Raw genomic sequence first — 16,830 nt, forward strand, 5'->3', positions numbered from 1 at the left:
ATAGATGGCAAAGTTAGAAAATAAAAATACAAATAACGAAGAACCGCATATTGACAAGCCTGTCAGCAAAAAGAAACGTCCGCTTTTTCTAACCATTCTGAGCACCGTTTCATATAGCATCATTGCATTGGTTGCTTTGATTCTGATTATCATTAATCTTCCCATTACCAAACGCTATATCGCTGATCAAGCTATCGATTTTCTGAATAAAGACCTTAAAATGGGAATGTCTATCGATGATATAGATGTTAATTTTTTTGGAGATGTGACAATCAAAGGTTTACATATTAAAGATTACAAAGGCTACGAATTCGTAAAAGCAAAAGAGCTGCGGGTAAAATCTGATTGGATTGCTCTAGCCTTTAATACGAGAGATATCAAATTCAATCAGGCAACGATCATTGAGCCAACGGTTCGTGTCATTACCTACAAAGGCGATAGTATCAGTAATTTTATAAGGTACGTAGATAATTTCGATGACGGAAAACCGCGTGATCCAAAAAAGAAACCTTTCAAAATGGGGATGAAACTTGATATCATCAATGGCATCGCAAGTATCATTAATGAAAATCATCCGGGAGAGGCAGGCAGATGGTTGGATGCAAGAAATGTAAATCTGAATGTCACGTCTCTTAAGGTTGAAGGTCCCGATGTGTTTGCCGATATCAGGAATTTTAATTTCATAACAAAAAGATATGGCAAGGAGCATGTCGTCGATACTTTTTCTACAAATTTTGAACTGACAAAAAAACATTTGAAGTTAGGGGATCTGACCTTCAATACAGACCATTCTTTGCTGCAAGGAGAAGCAATTTTAAATCTTGACCCAAAAACTAAATTTGCTGATTTTGGAAATAAGGTCAATTGGGATTTGAAAATGATTCCGGGAAGCCAGATCAGTGGTTATGACCTGAGCTATTTTGTTCCAGATTGGGATAATTATACCCCGATCAATATTTCGGGAATCATGACCGGTCCTTTAAATAATTTTACTTTGAACAACTTTTTGATTCGTTCCCAAGAGATTAATCTGAACACCAAAAAGATGACAATTTCGAGCGTTCTCGACAAGAAGTTTTTCATCGAAAGTAAAAATGTTTCTGCGGATTTTACTTACAAGGGTTTGAAAACCTCGCTCCCAAAATTCATCTCTTCCAAAATGGGGGACTTTGCAGATGATTTTGGAAGGTTGAAATATAATGGTTCTGTAAAGGTAAATCCGAAACAAGTCTATGCGACCGGGAATATCATTACCGGAATAGGTCAGGCAAAAGTGACCAATTTCAATCTCGTGGATTATAGTTCCAAGCGTCCAAAATATAAAGGATTGGCTGAGGTGAAAGATCTAAATGTAACCGCACTTACTAAGAATAAGCAAGTCGGTCTGATTTCAGGAAAATTCAATGTTCAGGGAGAAGGTTTCGATGTGAATACGATGTATGTGAAAACAACTTCAGATGTCAATCATATCGATTTGATGGGTAAGAGTCTTAATAATATTTCGATTGATGGGATTCTCAACAAAAAACGGTTTACAGGAAATGTTAATTCCAACGATCCTCATGCAAAAGGTACTTTCAAGGGTTTTGTGGATTTCAGTACCAAAAGGTTATTAACAGATTTTGATGCAGATATCAAATATGTGGACTTGAGATATTTTGGAGTCTCTGCCGGTGATACCAATTCTGTAAGCGGACATATTATAGGAAAAGGTTCTATGACCAGTCTGAATGACCTGGATCTGGATACAGATATCAAAGGATTGACACTCAATTCTACCTCTCAAAAATTACATATTCCGGATTCCAAGATCAAAGCCTTTTTCGAAAACGGAAATAGGATCGTTTCCGTAGATGCGCCAGATGCTATTACAGGAAGAGTTTCTGGAAAATTCGATTTGGGAGATGTCGAGAATATGATCACAAACAGCATCAATAAAATCCTTGTAGGAAATCCTCCGAAGAAAACTTATAACGGACAAAACTTTGATTTCGACTTTGATGTGAAGCAGGGTCTGATCTCATTTTTTGTTCCCGATCTGGAATTGCCTGATGGTGCAAAAGTTTCCGGAAACTATGTTGGGGCAACCAATGACTTGATACTGAATGCAGATGCTGCTCGAATCAAATATGTAATGACCAGCAAAAAAGAACTGAGCGAAGCTGAAAAATTTTTGGCGGAAACCGATGCGACTTATCAGCCTGATCTGAATAAAGTAAGTGATAGTGTAATGGTCGACAGTCTGAGTTTGAGGGTTAATACCGCTAATGTGCAACAACAGTTGCTTGCAAGTGTGAAAAGAGGTCAGTATGGAAATAATGTTCTTCAGGATGTGAAGCTGTCCGCTAATAATGAGAATGCACAGGTCTTACATATTGGGACGGTTTTCAAGTTAGGAAGTCTGGAAGATGAGACGGAAAAACAGATGAAGGAATATGCCGTCAATATCAATCAAACAACCAATGCTGTTGGGGATTATGTTTTACGATTTGAGCCTACGACAGTCAAATTCAATGATGTGGCATGGACAGTTGACACAAGTCCGGAACTGGATCATTCGATTACCTATAGAAAAAAAGAAAAGGATTTTATAATAGAGAATCTAAGGATCTATTCTGATGAAAGTGCTTTGTTGATAAAAAGTGCAGACTTCAAATCCGGAAAAGATTTTACAGCCGATGCAGAGATCAAAAATCTTGATATATCAAAACTGCTGGCTTTTGGGAAGGATAAGAATGCCATGGATATCAAAGGAACAGCAAACGGAACTATTCAATTGAAAAAATCAGGGAATAATCTGGAGCCTTTGGTTGACCTGGATGTGAATGACATTTTCATGAATGGCAATAAAATGGGAGATTTGGAAACAAGAATCACCAAAAGTGAAAAGCCCAATGTCTTTGATGTAAGCATTCAGGCATTGTCTTCCGGTCTTTTAGGTCAGAATACTTTGGACGTCAGAGGAACGATCGATAACAATCATTCTTCCCCTGTTCTTGATATGAATGCCAAAATGAATGAGTTCGATCTTGGATTTGCCCAGCAATTTGTAAAAGAGATCTTTGGAAATTTCCGAGGTAAGGCATCGGGAGACCTTAGGATATCAGGACCTACCAATGATATAGATTACAGTGGTGATATTGCCTTGAAAGGCTTTGGATTGAAACTGATGTTCACGGGTGTAGATTATTCATTTGATGATACAACAATTAGTCTTTCCAAAGGACAGGCACTGCTTTCCGGGATTGGTATAAAAGACGGCCGTGAAAATTCTAAAGGAAGGATCTCCGGAGGTATTTATTTTGAAACGCTTTCTTCTATGTCGGTCGAACTGATCATGGAGGCTGATAATCTTTTGGTGCTGAATTCCACCCAGGATGATAATGACCTTTTCTGGGGAAGAGTTACTGCTAAAGGAGACGTCTATGTATATGGACCAGTTTCGGGATTGTCCATTTCAACTCCTAATGATGGGCTTCGGGTTCTTAATAATAGTACTTTCACTTTTAACAGTGCATCAACAGCAAACATCGAGGAATTTAAGATCCTAAGATTTTTGAAACGAGATGATGAGGGCAAGGTCTCTGTTGAAAAGAAAAAGCGTTCCGGTGCTAATATGCTTATCGATTTTGATGTAACAATCGATAAAGGTTCTCTGGTGAATGTTTTGGTTGGTGATGATGTTGGTAATATTTCGGTAAGGGGAGATGCCAGAAATTTGAAATTCAAGATGGAAAGAAGCGGTAATATTTTCATGAATGGAAAATATACGGTGGATAATGGGACCTTTGTCTCCAAGGCGATCCTTAACAGGACATTCCAAATAGCGAGGAACAGTAATATCCAATGGAGTGGTAATCCGATGACGCCAGAGCTAGATATTACAGCAAATTATACAAGGACGGTCACCAACGCTGGAGAATATCTCGGGATGTCACTTTCTCAGCCGATCAATGTGGTTTTGACAACCAAGATCACGGAAACTCTTACCAAACCGAACATTGAATTTGGACTTTCTGCGCCCGATGTTTCTTCGCAGGTAAGAGAAACTTTGGCTACTAAACTTAGTAACGAAGATGAGAGAATTATCCAGTTTGGATCGGTGCTTGTTCTTAATAATTTCAACGTTGTTAATTCAGGAGGATTGAATATCAATGTTTCCCAAGCTGCTGTAAGTACCGGATATAGTATGGCTTTCAAACAGTTGGGATCCGTTCTTAATACGATCAGTAGTGCTTTTCAGATCAACCTGGACTATATCAGTGGTGACCCGAGCTCCAATACTTCTGATCGTGCCAATACCAATGTCAGTTTGGCATTATCTCCAAGAATCAAATTGAAGACAGGTTTGGGGGTTCCAATTACCAGAACAGAAAATACAAATGCTAATTATCTTTCGGCCGAAGGAACCATAGAATACGACTGGAGTCGAAATAACAACGGCAGCAGGTTACTACGAGCTTATTCCAAGCCTTCTAATTTGGGGTTGGGGACATCAGGAGCTAACAATCAGAGTTATGGTGTTGGGGTCGTGTACAGTAAAAGTTTCGATTCTTTCAAATATATGTTCAAAAGACGGAAAAGGTTAAAAACAGACTCTGTAGCTGTGGAGCAGAATAAAGTGGATTCTTTAAAAAATAAGTCAAATAAATGATAATTATCATTAAAAAATGAGGGTTTTGTTAAAAGCTGTTAATGTTTTAATATTCCTTTTTATTTAAAATATTTTTTTTAAATTTGCAAAAAAATTAGATATATTTTAAATAAATAACAAAATCATACAATGAACTATCAATTAGACGATATCGATAAAAAGATCCTTGATTTCCTAGTAGAAAACACAAGAATGCCTTTCACAGAAATTGCTAAACAAATGGATGTTTCTGCAGGAACTATCCACGTAAGAGTAAAAAAAATGGAAGATGCGGGAATTATTCTAGGATCATCCCTTAACATCGATTATGGTAAATTAGATTATAACTTCACTGCTTTCATCGGTATTTTGCTTACAAAATCAAATCATACTCAGGAGGTTTTGAAACAATTGGCTTTGATCCCGAATGTAGTGGAGGCTAGTGTAACATCTGGAAAATATAATATCTTCTGCAAAATGAAAGCTAAGAATACTGAGGATGCGAAGAAAATCATCTATCAGATCGATGATATCCAAGATGTTATGAGAACAGAAAGTATGATTTCCATGGAGGAATACATCAGTGATAAGAACCGTCTTATAAATGCGGTTAGCATATAGTTAGTTAATAGAAATTTCTATAGTAAAGAGCTTATTCATTAAGCTCTTTTTTTGTACTTTTATAATATGAAAGCTGCAGACAAAAGTTTTAATAACAATAAAGACCACTACATCATTTTCGGACTTATTATCTTGGTTTATTTATTGAGTATCAATACAGACCTTGCGGAGCTTTCACAGCATAGGATCATCAATATACCTTCCGGATTTTTCTATTATACTCTGGGAGTAGATATCCTTGTGGTCATAAGCTGGATATTGATCCTGTTTTACAAAAAATTGGGTGTTATTTTGTTTCCTGTTTTCGTGATGGTCCATTTTGGACTGCATAATTATTTCCTAAGTACTTATCTTTATTCAGACATCACGGTTCTTTTCCTCTATGTGGGACTCGGATTGCTGGCAATTATTCCCAGGTGGAATTATATGAAGTAAGTACGTTGATAAAAGTTCAAAAAAATAGAAATGAAAACATTCTTTACCTTAATGGTTTTTTTGCCGATCGTGTTATTTTCTCAAGAGTCTAATTCGAAAGATCCTAATAAAAACAAATTATCACTTGGTGCATTTTCTGTGAGTCTTAATGTCAAAAATCTTGCTAAGTCAAAAGAGTTCTATGAGAAACTCGGATTTTCCCAGATGGGAGGCGATATTAAACATCGTTATGTCATTATGAAAAATGGAACGGTTCTTATTGGTCTTTTTGAAGGAATGTTTGAGGGGAATATTCTTACGTTCAATCCAGGTTGGGATGAGAATGCAAAAGAGGTCGATCCATTCACAGATGTTCGTGACATTCAGAAAAAACTTAAAAACGACCAAATACAATTCAATACAGAAGCAGATGAAAAATCAAAAGGTCCTGCTTATATAGAATTTACTGATCCTGATGGAAATAAAATTTTGGTAGATCAGCATAGATAAGTATCAGTCTATGACATAAAAAAAGCTCTAGAAATTTCCAGAGCATAATGTCGTTACTTTTTACCAGCGATTTGATATGAAAAATTAAAACAGTAAGAAACAACTGATAATAATTAATCTGGAAATTGAACAGTTACAGACCTTATTCGACTTTTTGTGCTTTTAGAATCCTTGTGTTTACGAAAATGATAGGACAATAAATTTTTTTTCTTTTCTATGAACCTTCCTTTTGTTCATGGCAAAGATTGCATTTTAACATAATATCATGCAAAAAATCATCTACAACATATCTACGACAGGTATGTAATGGTTTTATTTTCAGTATGTTAAATTTGTATTTGGTGGTGATTTTAAAAATTCATCATCCAATTATTAAGGTCAACATCAGAAGAAATGCCCAATTGCTTTCTTAATCTGTTCTTTTTCATCTCAACACTTCTGACGGAAATGTGGCTGAATAGTGCAATTTCTTTGGTAGAAAAATTGAGTTTCAGAAGTGCACAAAATTTTAACTGTCCACTCGTCATGTCTGGATATTCTGTGGTAAATCTATTGTAAAAATTTGGATATACGTCCATGAATCTGCTTAGAAAAGAAGAGTCATTATTCTTGGCTAGTTCCAGCAACTCAGCGAAAGCATCATTTACTTTGGATTCTAGATTGTTCAGCTCGGTCTCTTTTTCTATCAGATCAATTTCTGTTCTCTCTTTCTGTTCTTTTTCGGTCTGATATCTTTTGAAATAGTTCAGAGCAAGGAATATGGATAAAATAATAAGTCCAATAATGGTGCCTATAAGAATATAAAAATTCTTGTACCAGTTAAGCTTTTCTTGTTCCAAGATATTATTGGCAATTTTGTCTGTCTCGATTTTCTCTTTTTTCCTTGCAAGATCAGATAGTTCCTTAGCTTTTTTGGAGTAATAGCTGTAAACTTTGTCTTCTCCCATTTTTTCGTAGATCGTTGCAAGGTCTTCATAGATATACTGCAACCTATAGATATCTTGGGCTTTCTCAAAAATTGGAAGAGCTTTTTTATAGTAATATATAGAACTGTCAGCGATATTCATTTCCATGTATGCATTTCCAATGCCATATAATCCGAAAGCTTGATTTATAGAATCGTTCTCAATTTTTGATAATTCATAAGCTTTTCTATTGTAGTAAAGCGCTTGGTCATATTGGTCCAGATCGATATATGTATATCCAAGACTAGAGTATTGGATACCAAGCCAGCCGTTCCTTTTCTTAGGGTCTCTGATCTTTTTGTAATATTCTACACTTTTAAGGTCGTATTTTATTGTTTTTTCCGGGGGTTGGTATTCCAGGTTCATGATCTCAGACCTGCCGGAATAGACCTGTCCTAGTGAGATATAACGATCATCATTGTCAGATATCTTTTGACTTGCTTTTTCTGCCTGATCACTAGTGCTGTAGGCTTTTTCAAAGAAACCCAAATAGGCATATGCCAATGTCTTTGCGATAAGAGCTTGGGATATGTGGAAATCATCACTCTCTTTTGTAGCAAGATTCAAAAGTTTTTCTGCGGCTTCCAGAGCTTTTTCTTGCTCACCTAATCCAAGATAACAATTGATCTGTCCTTTCAAGGATTTGGCTTTCCCTTTATAATAACCTATTTCGTCAGCGATATCATAGGTTTTGATGTTTTGTTGTAGAGCTTTTTCGCGATCCGCCATTTGGAAAGAGATCGCGATCAATTGGTCAATTTTTTCAGGAGTGTATTGCTGTGCTTTCGTTTTTAGTGAACACGAAATAATAATGAGAATTAATATTAAATTTTTTTTGAAATCCACAGCTTTGATGTAGCTACAAAAATATTAAAAATTCATATACTATCTAATTATAATTGGACTTTTAAATAGTAATTAGACCCAAATTGGTAAGAAATACGTAATACCTCTTATGGTAAGTTGAATTTTAGTTGACATTCTTTCAAAATATCAGGGAAAAAATCGTCAAAATGATTTTTCAATTGTTCTTTGTTTTTTAAGAAAATGTTAAAAACAGGAATATCCTTGTCCAAATATTTTGCCTTGTTCAATACATTTTGCATACTGAATTTGATCCCCTGATCTTGCCTATAATTAGTAAGCCAATCATCTTGCTCCATTCTTACCAGCATTTTTTTATAATTTTCCGGAAGCCATTTTTCGTTCTCCCATAGAATTTTATAAGTTCTTTGAGAATGTTTTTTCAAATCTTCCAAAGGATAATAATGTGCAACAAAATAATCAAAGGCCACATCTACAAAAGCCCCGGAATAAAGCCTTACAAGTGGACTGAAAATTTTTTTTGCTTCTGAGACCGAAGGGTGGGAATCCGTAAAAGTATCAATGAACCTGTGAAGTTTTATTCCTTCCTGTATCTCAATCGGGAAATTTCCCCGCTCATTATTCTTGATAAAATCAGCAATCATATTGCCCACGAGTTGTCCGTTGGTAAAAGATAGAATAGAGTGGGCGAGGTAGTTCATTAAGTGAATTTACGAATTATTGATCACGAATGAAATTAAAAAAGCAATTCTACAAAATCCTCAATTTTACTGATCTCCTCGATTTTGATCCCGAATTTTCTTTTAGGAAGTTTGTTCAAGTTTGAAATAATGATCTTCTCATAGCCCAACTTTTCCGCTTCGGTTATTCTTTGTTCTGCCTGTGCCACAGGACGGATCTCTCCACTTAAACCGATTTCGCCGGCAAAACAGTAATGTTCCGAAATCGCAATATCTTCGTTGCTTGAAAGGATAGACGCAACAACAGCCAGATCTAAAGCTGGATCATCCGTTTTAATTCCGCCGGTAATGTTAAGGAAAACATCTTTTGCTCCCAATTGAAATCCAGCTCTTTTTTCCAAAACAGCCAAAAGCATATTCAGCCTTTTGGAATCAAAACCTGTGGAGCTTCTTTGTGGGGTTCCATAAACTGCAGTCGAAACCAAAGCCTGGATTTCCAACAGCATAGGTCTGTTTCCTTCCAAAGTCACGGCAACAGCATTCCCGGAAAGTTCTTCAGATTTTTTGGTAATGAGGATTTCAGATGGATTTTTAATCTCTTTCAGACCCTGCGAGATCATTTCATAAATGCCAATTTCCGAAGTGGAACCGAAACGATTTTTATTTGCTCTCAGCAATCTGAACAGGTGATTTCTATCGCCGTCAAAATTAAGAACTACATCGACCATGTGTTCTAAAACTTTTGGGCCGGCGATCTGTCCATCTTTTGTAATATGTCCAACCAGAAAAACGGGAATATTATTCTCTTTGGCAAATTTGATGATCTCATTCGAACATTCTCGGATCTGTGAAACTGTTCCTGGTGAACTTTCGATCAATTGTGATTGCAAAGTCTGAATAGAATCGATGATCATAAAATCGGGCAGAAGTTTTTTGGCTTCGTGCAAGATTTTCTCAACATTCGTTTCGGTAAAAAGAAAGCAGTTTGGGTTTTTGACCTCGGCTAAACGGTCGGCTCTCATCTTGATTTGCGACGCACTTTCCTCTCCCGAAACATACAGGATTTTTTTCTTCATCTTCAAAGCTAGCTGAAGAAGTAGGGTTGATTTTCCGATCCCAGGTTCTCCTCCGATCAGAGTCACGGATCCCAATACGATTCCTCCGCCCAAAACCCGGTCCAATTCTTCTGAGGGCGTTTTGATTCTCGGTTCTTCACTGGTTTCAACTTCGATGATGTTGATGATATGTGATTTGGATTTTGTAGCAACCGATTTGGTCGATTTTTCTACGATTTCTTCCACCAGCGTGTTCCATTCGCCACATGTTTTGCATTGCCCGTGCCATTGTGAATATTGTGCCCCACAGTTCTGACAGAAATATTGAGTTTTGAGTTTTGCCATTCTGCTAAGTTCAAGAAAATTTTGGAAAATAAAAAATCGGAATCGGGTTAAAAATGTAGATTAATGTTTTATTTTGAAAACATTAAATTTGCCAATTATACAAGCTGATATTATCAGAAAATTTTAAATTAAATAAAAATGGCATTAGAAAAAAACAATGTAGTAACTCTAAAATATGTTCTACACACTAATGATGAGAATGGCGAAAAAGTTTTTGTAGAAGAAACTTCTTCAGAAAATCCAATGACTTTTCTTTATGGTGTTGGAATGATGATTCCAAAATTTGAGGAGGAAATCCAAAATCTGGCTGAAGGAGATAAGGCTTCTTTCGAAATTACACCAAGTGAAGGCTACGGTGAAAGAAATCCAGAAGCAGTTACACAATTGCCGGTAGATATGTTCCAAGGGCAAGAATTGCCTCCGGTTGGAGCGATTTTACCACTTTCTGACAATCAAGGAAATAATTTTCAAGCTGTGGTTTTGGAAGTAGCTCCGGAAGCGGTTGTTGTAGACCTTAATCATCCAATGGCAGGAAGAAGCTTGTTCTTCGATGTTGAGATCTTGAACACTCGTCCGGCAACAGAGGAAGAGTTGGCACACGGCCACGCTCATGGGGTTGATGGGCATTCAGGACACTAATATCTTAGACAGAAATAAAAACGAAAAGCTCCCAAATCTGGGAGCTTTTTTAGAAATAAATGTTGTTTATTATTTTTTGATGAATTTCTGAGATGATTTCTCACCTTTTTTATTCACTAATTCGATAACGTAATTTCCTGTAGAAAGTTTGTTCACATCTATTTTATTGTCAACAGATTTTCCATTAGCAACGGATTGTCCTGCCGTGTTGAAAATTCTGTAAGTAGAATCTCCACTTTCGTTTGATTTGATATTAAGAACATCTTTTACCGGATTAGGATAGATAGAAATACTGTTTTTGTTGTCAACATCGGAAACAGCTAAAAGATCCTGAATATCTAAGGAATAGTCTTCTACCTGACCATAGTTGATCGTGGCACAAGAAGTTGGCGTTTGAGAGTAAGCTGCTTGAACCCTTATTCTTACCCTTCCTGTTGTTGCGGTTGCAGGTATTGTGAATGTTCCGGAAACTGTAGCGGCACTTGTAGCTGTAGTTTGTGACCAGGCAGTTTCTCCGGTATCTGTAAATACGCCATTATTGTTATAATCTATGTACAATCTATATCTTAAAGGATATACAGTGCCAGACCATTGAGGAGTGATGGTGATTGTATATGTTCCGCCTTTTGTCACCTCAGTTGACAAATAAGAGAAATCTTCGTAACCTGTACTTCCGGTACTTGCATTGTCAATCGTATTAAGTTTCACGTTTTGTATCTTCATAAAGCTTGTGTTAGAGGCTTGAGAAGTACAATAGGTATTACCTGTGGCCAATGTTGTAACCGGAACAGTATTACTAAAGCCGGACTTGTTACCTGCTTCATCTTTTGCTTCAACCTTGAAGTCATACGTTGTAGATGCAGACAATCCTGTTACATAGTAAGATGTTTTATAAGTTGTGCCCAACAATACATTATCTTTATAAACATTATATCCGTCTAATGCAAAATCATCTGTAGAACCTGTCCATGTCAAATATGTAGAAACATTGGTTGTAGAAGTTGCCGCTAGATTAAGTGGAGTGGTTGGAGCTGTTGTATCTGGTCCGTTAGGATTGTACTTTGAACCCAGACCAACTGCATAAAAAGCATCTTGAGTAGCAATTGCTTCTGCGGAATCTGCACCATACAAATCAACGGCTGCCTGGATTCCAAAGTTTCTGGCGTTGGTGTAATTTGAGTTTGAAGAAAGATAGGCTGTCTCCAGACGATAAACGATCTTTGCTGCTTTTTCAAATCCAATTCCTGTTACGTTATAAGATTTTCCAATATCATTGGCTCCTGTTTTTCCTTGTACAAGAACATAATACCAATGATTCAAAACACCGCTGTTTGTGTGAACACCGCAATAATCATTGAGATCTCGGTCAGGTGTGGTACAACCTTCTGCAGCAGTAGCTGGTTGCCAGTTGATACCTCTGTATGTGTCCGGTTGTCCTGCAGATTTCGGGTCACTCAGAGACCTTAAATAATAAGGAGCATATAATGTGATGTCCTCTCCAATTGTGAAAGCTTGTTTATTGGGCAGATAAGTTTCTTCAACAACAGATCCCCAGATATCAGAAAGCCCCTCATTCATGGCTCCGGATTCTCTTTGGTAAGCTAAAGCTGCTGTAGATGCACAAACGCCATGTCCCAATTCGTGAGCTGTAACATCAAATGCCGTCAATACATTGAAATTGCTGGTTCTGTCTCCATCGCCATAAAGCATATATGAACCAGACCAATAGGCATTGTTCACATTATTTCCATAATGAACATAGCTTCTCAATATCGAACCATTGTCGTCATAGCTGTCTCGGTTATGAAAATTTTTAAAGTAATCATATGTTTTCGATACCCCAAAATGAGCATCCAAAGCAGCATTGTCCCAAGTAGAATTATCGAACTCTGTCGCGGTCCAATCGTTATCAGCATCCGTGAAATCAGTATTACTTATTGTGGTGCTCTTTTTCAGGTTGTACGTCCTTACGCCATTTCCCCTTGTGGTATCGTACAAAATGTAATTTGTTTCAGCTGTGTTTAAAGAGGTTTCAATGGACTGGGTTCCACTGTATCTTGTTGCAGCATTACCCGTTGCAAGTTTAGAGATTGTATTTTTTAATTCAGAGTCTTTTACTTCAGAAGTGATTTTTTCTGTATCAAGCTCATCTTTTAGTATATTATTATGATCTTGTCCATTGGCGTGTTTGATGATTGCGTCAGATAATAATACTTGTCCATTGATAGCATCCACATAGATATAAGCTCTGCTCATTGGCTGAGATGCAAAAACATCAAATTTGTAAGCCAGGACCAATTTGTAACTTTCATCTGCTTGCTGTATTGGAAGAAGAACTAATTCTCCTGCAGGTTTTTTGTAACTGTCAACATTGCTTTCAGCATCATCCCACATATACTTTTGTGCACCAACACTTTGGATGGCATTGCTCAAAGCAACTTGTGAAGAGACCTTTGGAGATGTACTCACATTATTTGTCGGGAAGATCTCACCATTCATGCTGGTAAGTTCACCATTTTTATAATGCAGATTGTAAGTTCCAAATTCAACTTTTACGTTGTTGTAGTACAATTGATACTTTTCATCCAAAAAATTGCCAGCTGCATTTTTACCCGATTTAGTAAGTTTAAATTCTGCTCCGGCAGGTAGTTTTAAAATTTCTCTAAACAGATCGACTTTTGCAGTGGATCTTAAATTTGCACCGCTCTTAAAAGTTACTAAACTAATATTCCCGTTCTTCTCGGTAATTTTCTTGTCAACGTATTCCTGTGCATTGGCGGATAGGGTAAATCCAACAACGCTGCACAAAATACCAATTCGTAAAAGTTCTTTCTTCATATATTAGGTATTAAATTCAAGGCGAATTTAGTAAATTTTTAACAATAATTATCCTAGAGCTAGTGTAATTTAGAAAAATATTAATGATAATTGGCTAAAATAAAAAATCCAGTAAAAGTTACTGGATTTGGTTGATTCAATTATTAATTCTTCTGAGGGATATTCTTTAGTATATCTTGTGTATACGTCCAAAATTTTTGAACAGATGATATATTGGCTCTTTCATCCGGCGAATGTGCGCCTTTGATTGTTGGACCATAGCTTACCATTTCCATCTTTGGATAATTGGCTCCGATGATGCCACATTCCAGACCAGCGTGACAAGCTACGACCAATGGCTTTTCTCCGAAATTTGATTCATAAAGTTCCGTCATTACTTTGATGATCTCTGCTTCTGGTTTTGGTTTCCAGCCTGGATATGAACCACCGAATTCCGTTTTTAAGCCATTGCTTTCAAATGCTGATCTTAATTGATTGGCAACTTCCCATTTTGTAGATTCTACAGATGAACGTGTTAGGTTTAAAATCTTGATATCACCATTTTTCAGCTCAACTCTAGCAACGTTGTTGGAAGCCTCTACCAATCCTTCTACATCCGGGCTCATTCTGAAAACACCGTTGTGTGCTGCATTAATTGCGAAGATTATTTTTTTCGAATTTTCAATAGAAACTACTTTTTCTGAATTGTCTGTTTTCTCGATATTAATAACCAGATCTTTTTCTAATGAAGCGAATTCCTCCAAAATATCAGATTTCAACTCCTCAAATTTTGATACAAAATCTTCTGAGTTTTCGACAGAAATAATCGCTTTTGCTTCTCTTGGAATTGCATTTCTCAAACTTCCGCCATCAATCGAAATTAACTGAATTTGATTTTCCAATCCTAAAAATAAGAATCTCCCCAATAGCTTATTTGAGTTTCCAAAACCTTTGTGAATATCCATTCCGGAATGTCCGCCTTGTAAACCTTTGATCTCGATCTTGAAAGTTTCACCTTTTATTTCCACCAGATCAAATTTTGCAGAAGCAGTTACATCCACACCACCAGCGCAACCGATATCGATTTCGTCATCTTCTTCGGTGTCAAGATTAAGAAGGATTTCACCTTTCAATTGTCCTGATTTCAAAGCTAAAGCGCCTGTCATTCCTGTTTCTTCATCAATTGTGAAAAGGGCTTCTAATTCCGGATGTGCAATGTCATTACTTTCTAAGATCGACATGATCGTAGCGACACCTAAACCATTATCGGCTCCTAAAGTGGTTCCTTTTGCCCTTACCCAATCACCATCCACATACATCTGGATTCCTTGAGTTTCGAAATCAAAATCTACATCATTGTTTTTTTGACAAACCATATCAAGATGTGACTGCATCACGATTGGCGTCCGGTTTTCCATTCCCGGAGTCGCAGGTTTTGTGATGATGACATTTCCAACTTCATCTACAGTTGTTGGTAATCCAAGATTCTCCCCGAATTCCTTTATGAATTGTATGACTTTTTCTTCTTTTTTTGATGGTCTTGGAACCGAATTCAGTGCTGCGAAATTTTTCCAGATCACTTTTGGTTCCAGTTGTGAATATTCCATTTTTTTGAAATTTTTTGAATTGGCAATTTACTAATTATGTAAAGGAAAATGAAATCTTTATGACATAAATAATGTTTCCAAAATCTTTGTTTCGTTTTTTGTTTTATAATTTTGAAGTCTCATTTCTAGCAAGATATTGATGTCGAATTTTATACAACAGTTTTCCAAATTTTTAAGATTAAGAGTTTCTATTTCCGAATGGATTTATCTCGTGAAATGCGTCATTGGAGCATCAATTTGTTATCTGTTTTATATTTTTCTTCCGCAATATCCTGTTTATTGGGCTTTGATTTCTGTTGTAATCGTTTTCTCGCCGGATAATAGTAATAAGCTGGCTTATGACAGAATCAAATCCAATCTTCTCGGCGCTTCTATCGGAATGATTTTATTTCTGATTCCGATTCCTAATATTTTATTGATTTGTATCGGTGTCGCCTTGACGATCCTTGTAGGAATTGCTTTGAAGCTTGATAATACACTTCGTTCCGCTTTAGCAGCAATGGTCATTGTTTTGATTGAGGAAAATCAGGCGCACGACTGGCTGATTCCGATTGAGCGAGTGATTTGTGTATGCATCGGATGTTTTGTTGCACTGATTATCACATTTGTTTTTTCTAAGTTTAAGACTTATGGTCAAACTTATATGAAACATTGAAGAAATATACAAAACCCTTAACCCCGATAGTAGCGACTACCCCACAGTAAAGTGGGAGAGTTGGGGGATTGTGAATTGGCGAACGCTGGAACGAGGAGTATGAGCGGATAGCGGGATTAAGCTCCTAATAAAAAACTCCCCAAAACTGGAGAGTTATTCTTTAGATGTCAGTGATTATTTACCAATAGTCTTATGTTAGTGATAAAATTACTATAAATCTTATTTTTTATTGAATTGTGTAATCCTTCACATCCACTTCCGACAACCTAAAATATCCATAAGCAAAATTGCCACTATTAGTTTGATTGATAATATTTCCACGAACATCCGTTGGTGTTGTTGAAAACGGATTTCCGGAATTTCCGGAAGCGTTGAGAAGTTTTCTGAAATATTCATAATACCTTTTGGATATCCCGTACAATTTTATGTTGACAACATCTCCGGATTTCAAATCTTCATGAGAAAAATAAACAGGTGTCAATCCACCTTGTGTATCGTCATCATCTTCAACTTCATATTGTGGAAAAGCCACTTGTGGAATTCTATTACTGTATAAATAATAATTGAGTTCAGAACCGCCATCTTGGTAATAATAAGTGATTTCAACTTCATCACCCGTCATTCCGCCTTCATTATTCTGGTCGATGTTATCTTCAATTTTTACAACGCTCATCATTTTTTCTGTTGCGGTGTAAGTTTCTCCATTTACAACGACTTTTAAAGTGTAAATTTCCCCAATCACAGGCTGGAAATTAGTACAAACATATTCTCCCGTTCCAGGATTTTCTATGAAATTAAAAACCGTATTCGTTGAATTTGAAACGATAACATTCGCTCCCGAAACTTTCGGAAACTCTTGATTATAATAAGCCGTAGTCATCGAAAGTCTGATTTTCTGTTCGCTTCCTATTGTGTTTTTCTGCCAATCAATAGAAGCGTCTATCATTAATTTTGGTTCTGCTGTGTCTAAATCAACGTCAATCACATCTTCACAGGAAATCATAATTAAACCTAATGCAATGATAAAATATTTTTTGAATGTATTCATTTTTATTTTTTTAGAA

General features: G+C 36.5%; 12 protein-coding genes. 6 read left to right on the forward strand and 6 right to left on the reverse strand.

Translation table 11 applies throughout. From position 1 onward, the window contains the following. Positions 1 to 4: 4 nt before the first annotated feature. From BLT30_RS04050 to BLT30_RS04065, 4 genes are all read left to right on the forward strand, one after another. A complete protein-coding gene (locus BLT30_RS04050; RefSeq protein WP_089871626.1) occupies positions 5 to 4,654 on the forward strand; it encodes a translocation/assembly module TamB domain-containing protein in 4,650 nt (1,549 codons plus the stop codon). 129 nt (positions 4,655 to 4,783) lie between these two features. Next, positions 4,784 to 5,254: an Lrp/AsnC family transcriptional regulator gene (locus tag BLT30_RS04055; protein ID WP_089871628.1), complete on the forward strand. Its 471-nt coding sequence runs from the start codon at positions 4,784 to 4,786 to the stop codon at positions 5,252 to 5,254. Positions 5,255 to 5,320: 66 nt separating this feature from the next. Next, positions 5,321 to 5,689: a hypothetical protein gene (locus BLT30_RS04060; protein WP_089871630.1), complete on the forward strand. Its 369-nt coding sequence runs from the start codon at positions 5,321 to 5,323 to the stop codon at positions 5,687 to 5,689. Between the two features lie 30 nt (positions 5,690 to 5,719). Further along, entirely contained in the window at positions 5,720 to 6,178 is a 459-nt protein-coding gene (locus tag BLT30_RS04065) for a VOC family protein (protein WP_245707106.1), read from the forward strand. 350 nt (positions 6,179 to 6,528) lie between these two features. On the opposite strand, the gene BLT30_RS04070 is transcribed toward BLT30_RS04065, so the two are convergent. The 3 genes from BLT30_RS04070 to radA all read right to left on the reverse strand — a co-directional run bounded on the left by BLT30_RS04070 (position 6,529) and on the right by radA (position 10,048). Further along, the gene (locus BLT30_RS04070; RefSeq protein ID WP_089871632.1) at positions 6,529 to 7,989 is read right to left on the reverse strand and encodes a tetratricopeptide repeat protein; all 1,461 of its coding nucleotides are present in this window, start codon (positions 7,987 to 7,989) and stop codon (positions 6,529 to 6,531) included. Positions 7,990 to 8,096: 107 nt separating this feature from the next. After that, a complete protein-coding gene (locus BLT30_RS04075; RefSeq protein ID WP_089871634.1) occupies positions 8,097 to 8,669 on the reverse strand; it encodes an acyl carrier protein phosphodiesterase in 573 nt (190 codons plus the stop codon). A 35-nt stretch (positions 8,670 to 8,704) separates the two neighbouring features. Continuing rightward, positions 8,705 to 10,048, reverse strand: coding sequence for a DNA repair protein RadA (radA, locus tag BLT30_RS04080; RefSeq protein ID WP_089871636.1), 1,344 nt, complete (start codon positions 10,046 to 10,048; stop codon positions 8,705 to 8,707). A 138-nt stretch (positions 10,049 to 10,186) separates the two neighbouring features. On the opposite strand from radA, the gene BLT30_RS04085 reads away from it, so the two are divergent. Next, the gene (locus BLT30_RS04085) at positions 10,187 to 10,687 is read left to right on the forward strand and encodes an FKBP-type peptidyl-prolyl cis-trans isomerase (protein ID WP_089871638.1); all 501 of its coding nucleotides are present in this window, start codon (positions 10,187 to 10,189) and stop codon (positions 10,685 to 10,687) included. Between the two features lie 69 nt (positions 10,688 to 10,756). Here BLT30_RS04085 and BLT30_RS04090 read toward each other — a convergent pair whose 3' ends face one another. Together BLT30_RS04090 and BLT30_RS04095 are read right to left on the reverse strand one after the other, a co-directional pair. Next, positions 10,757 to 13,525: a M4 family metallopeptidase gene (locus BLT30_RS04090; RefSeq protein ID WP_089871640.1), complete on the reverse strand. Its 2,769-nt coding sequence runs from the start codon at positions 13,523 to 13,525 to the stop codon at positions 10,757 to 10,759. Between the two features lie 143 nt (positions 13,526 to 13,668). After that, positions 13,669 to 15,111: an aminoacyl-histidine dipeptidase gene (locus BLT30_RS04095; RefSeq protein ID WP_089871642.1), complete on the reverse strand. Its 1,443-nt coding sequence runs from the start codon at positions 15,109 to 15,111 to the stop codon at positions 13,669 to 13,671. A 139-nt stretch (positions 15,112 to 15,250) separates the two neighbouring features. Between BLT30_RS04095 and BLT30_RS04100 the strand changes: the two genes are divergently transcribed. Then, the gene (locus BLT30_RS04100; protein WP_089871644.1) at positions 15,251 to 15,766 is read left to right on the forward strand and encodes an FUSC family protein; all 516 of its coding nucleotides are present in this window, start codon (positions 15,251 to 15,253) and stop codon (positions 15,764 to 15,766) included. Positions 15,767 to 15,992: 226 nt separating this feature from the next. Here BLT30_RS04100 and BLT30_RS04105 read toward each other — a convergent pair whose 3' ends face one another. Beyond that, positions 15,993 to 16,814 carry a DUF4249 family protein gene (locus tag BLT30_RS04105; RefSeq protein ID WP_089871646.1) on the reverse strand — a complete coding sequence of 274 codons (822 nt, stop codon included), beginning with the start codon at positions 16,812 to 16,814 and terminating at the stop codon, positions 15,993 to 15,995. Positions 16,815 to 16,830 lie beyond the last annotated feature (16 nt).

It is taken from the genome of Epilithonimonas hungarica, assembly GCF_900102265.1.
GTDB lineage: Bacteria > Bacteroidota > Bacteroidia > Flavobacteriales > Weeksellaceae > Epilithonimonas > Epilithonimonas hungarica.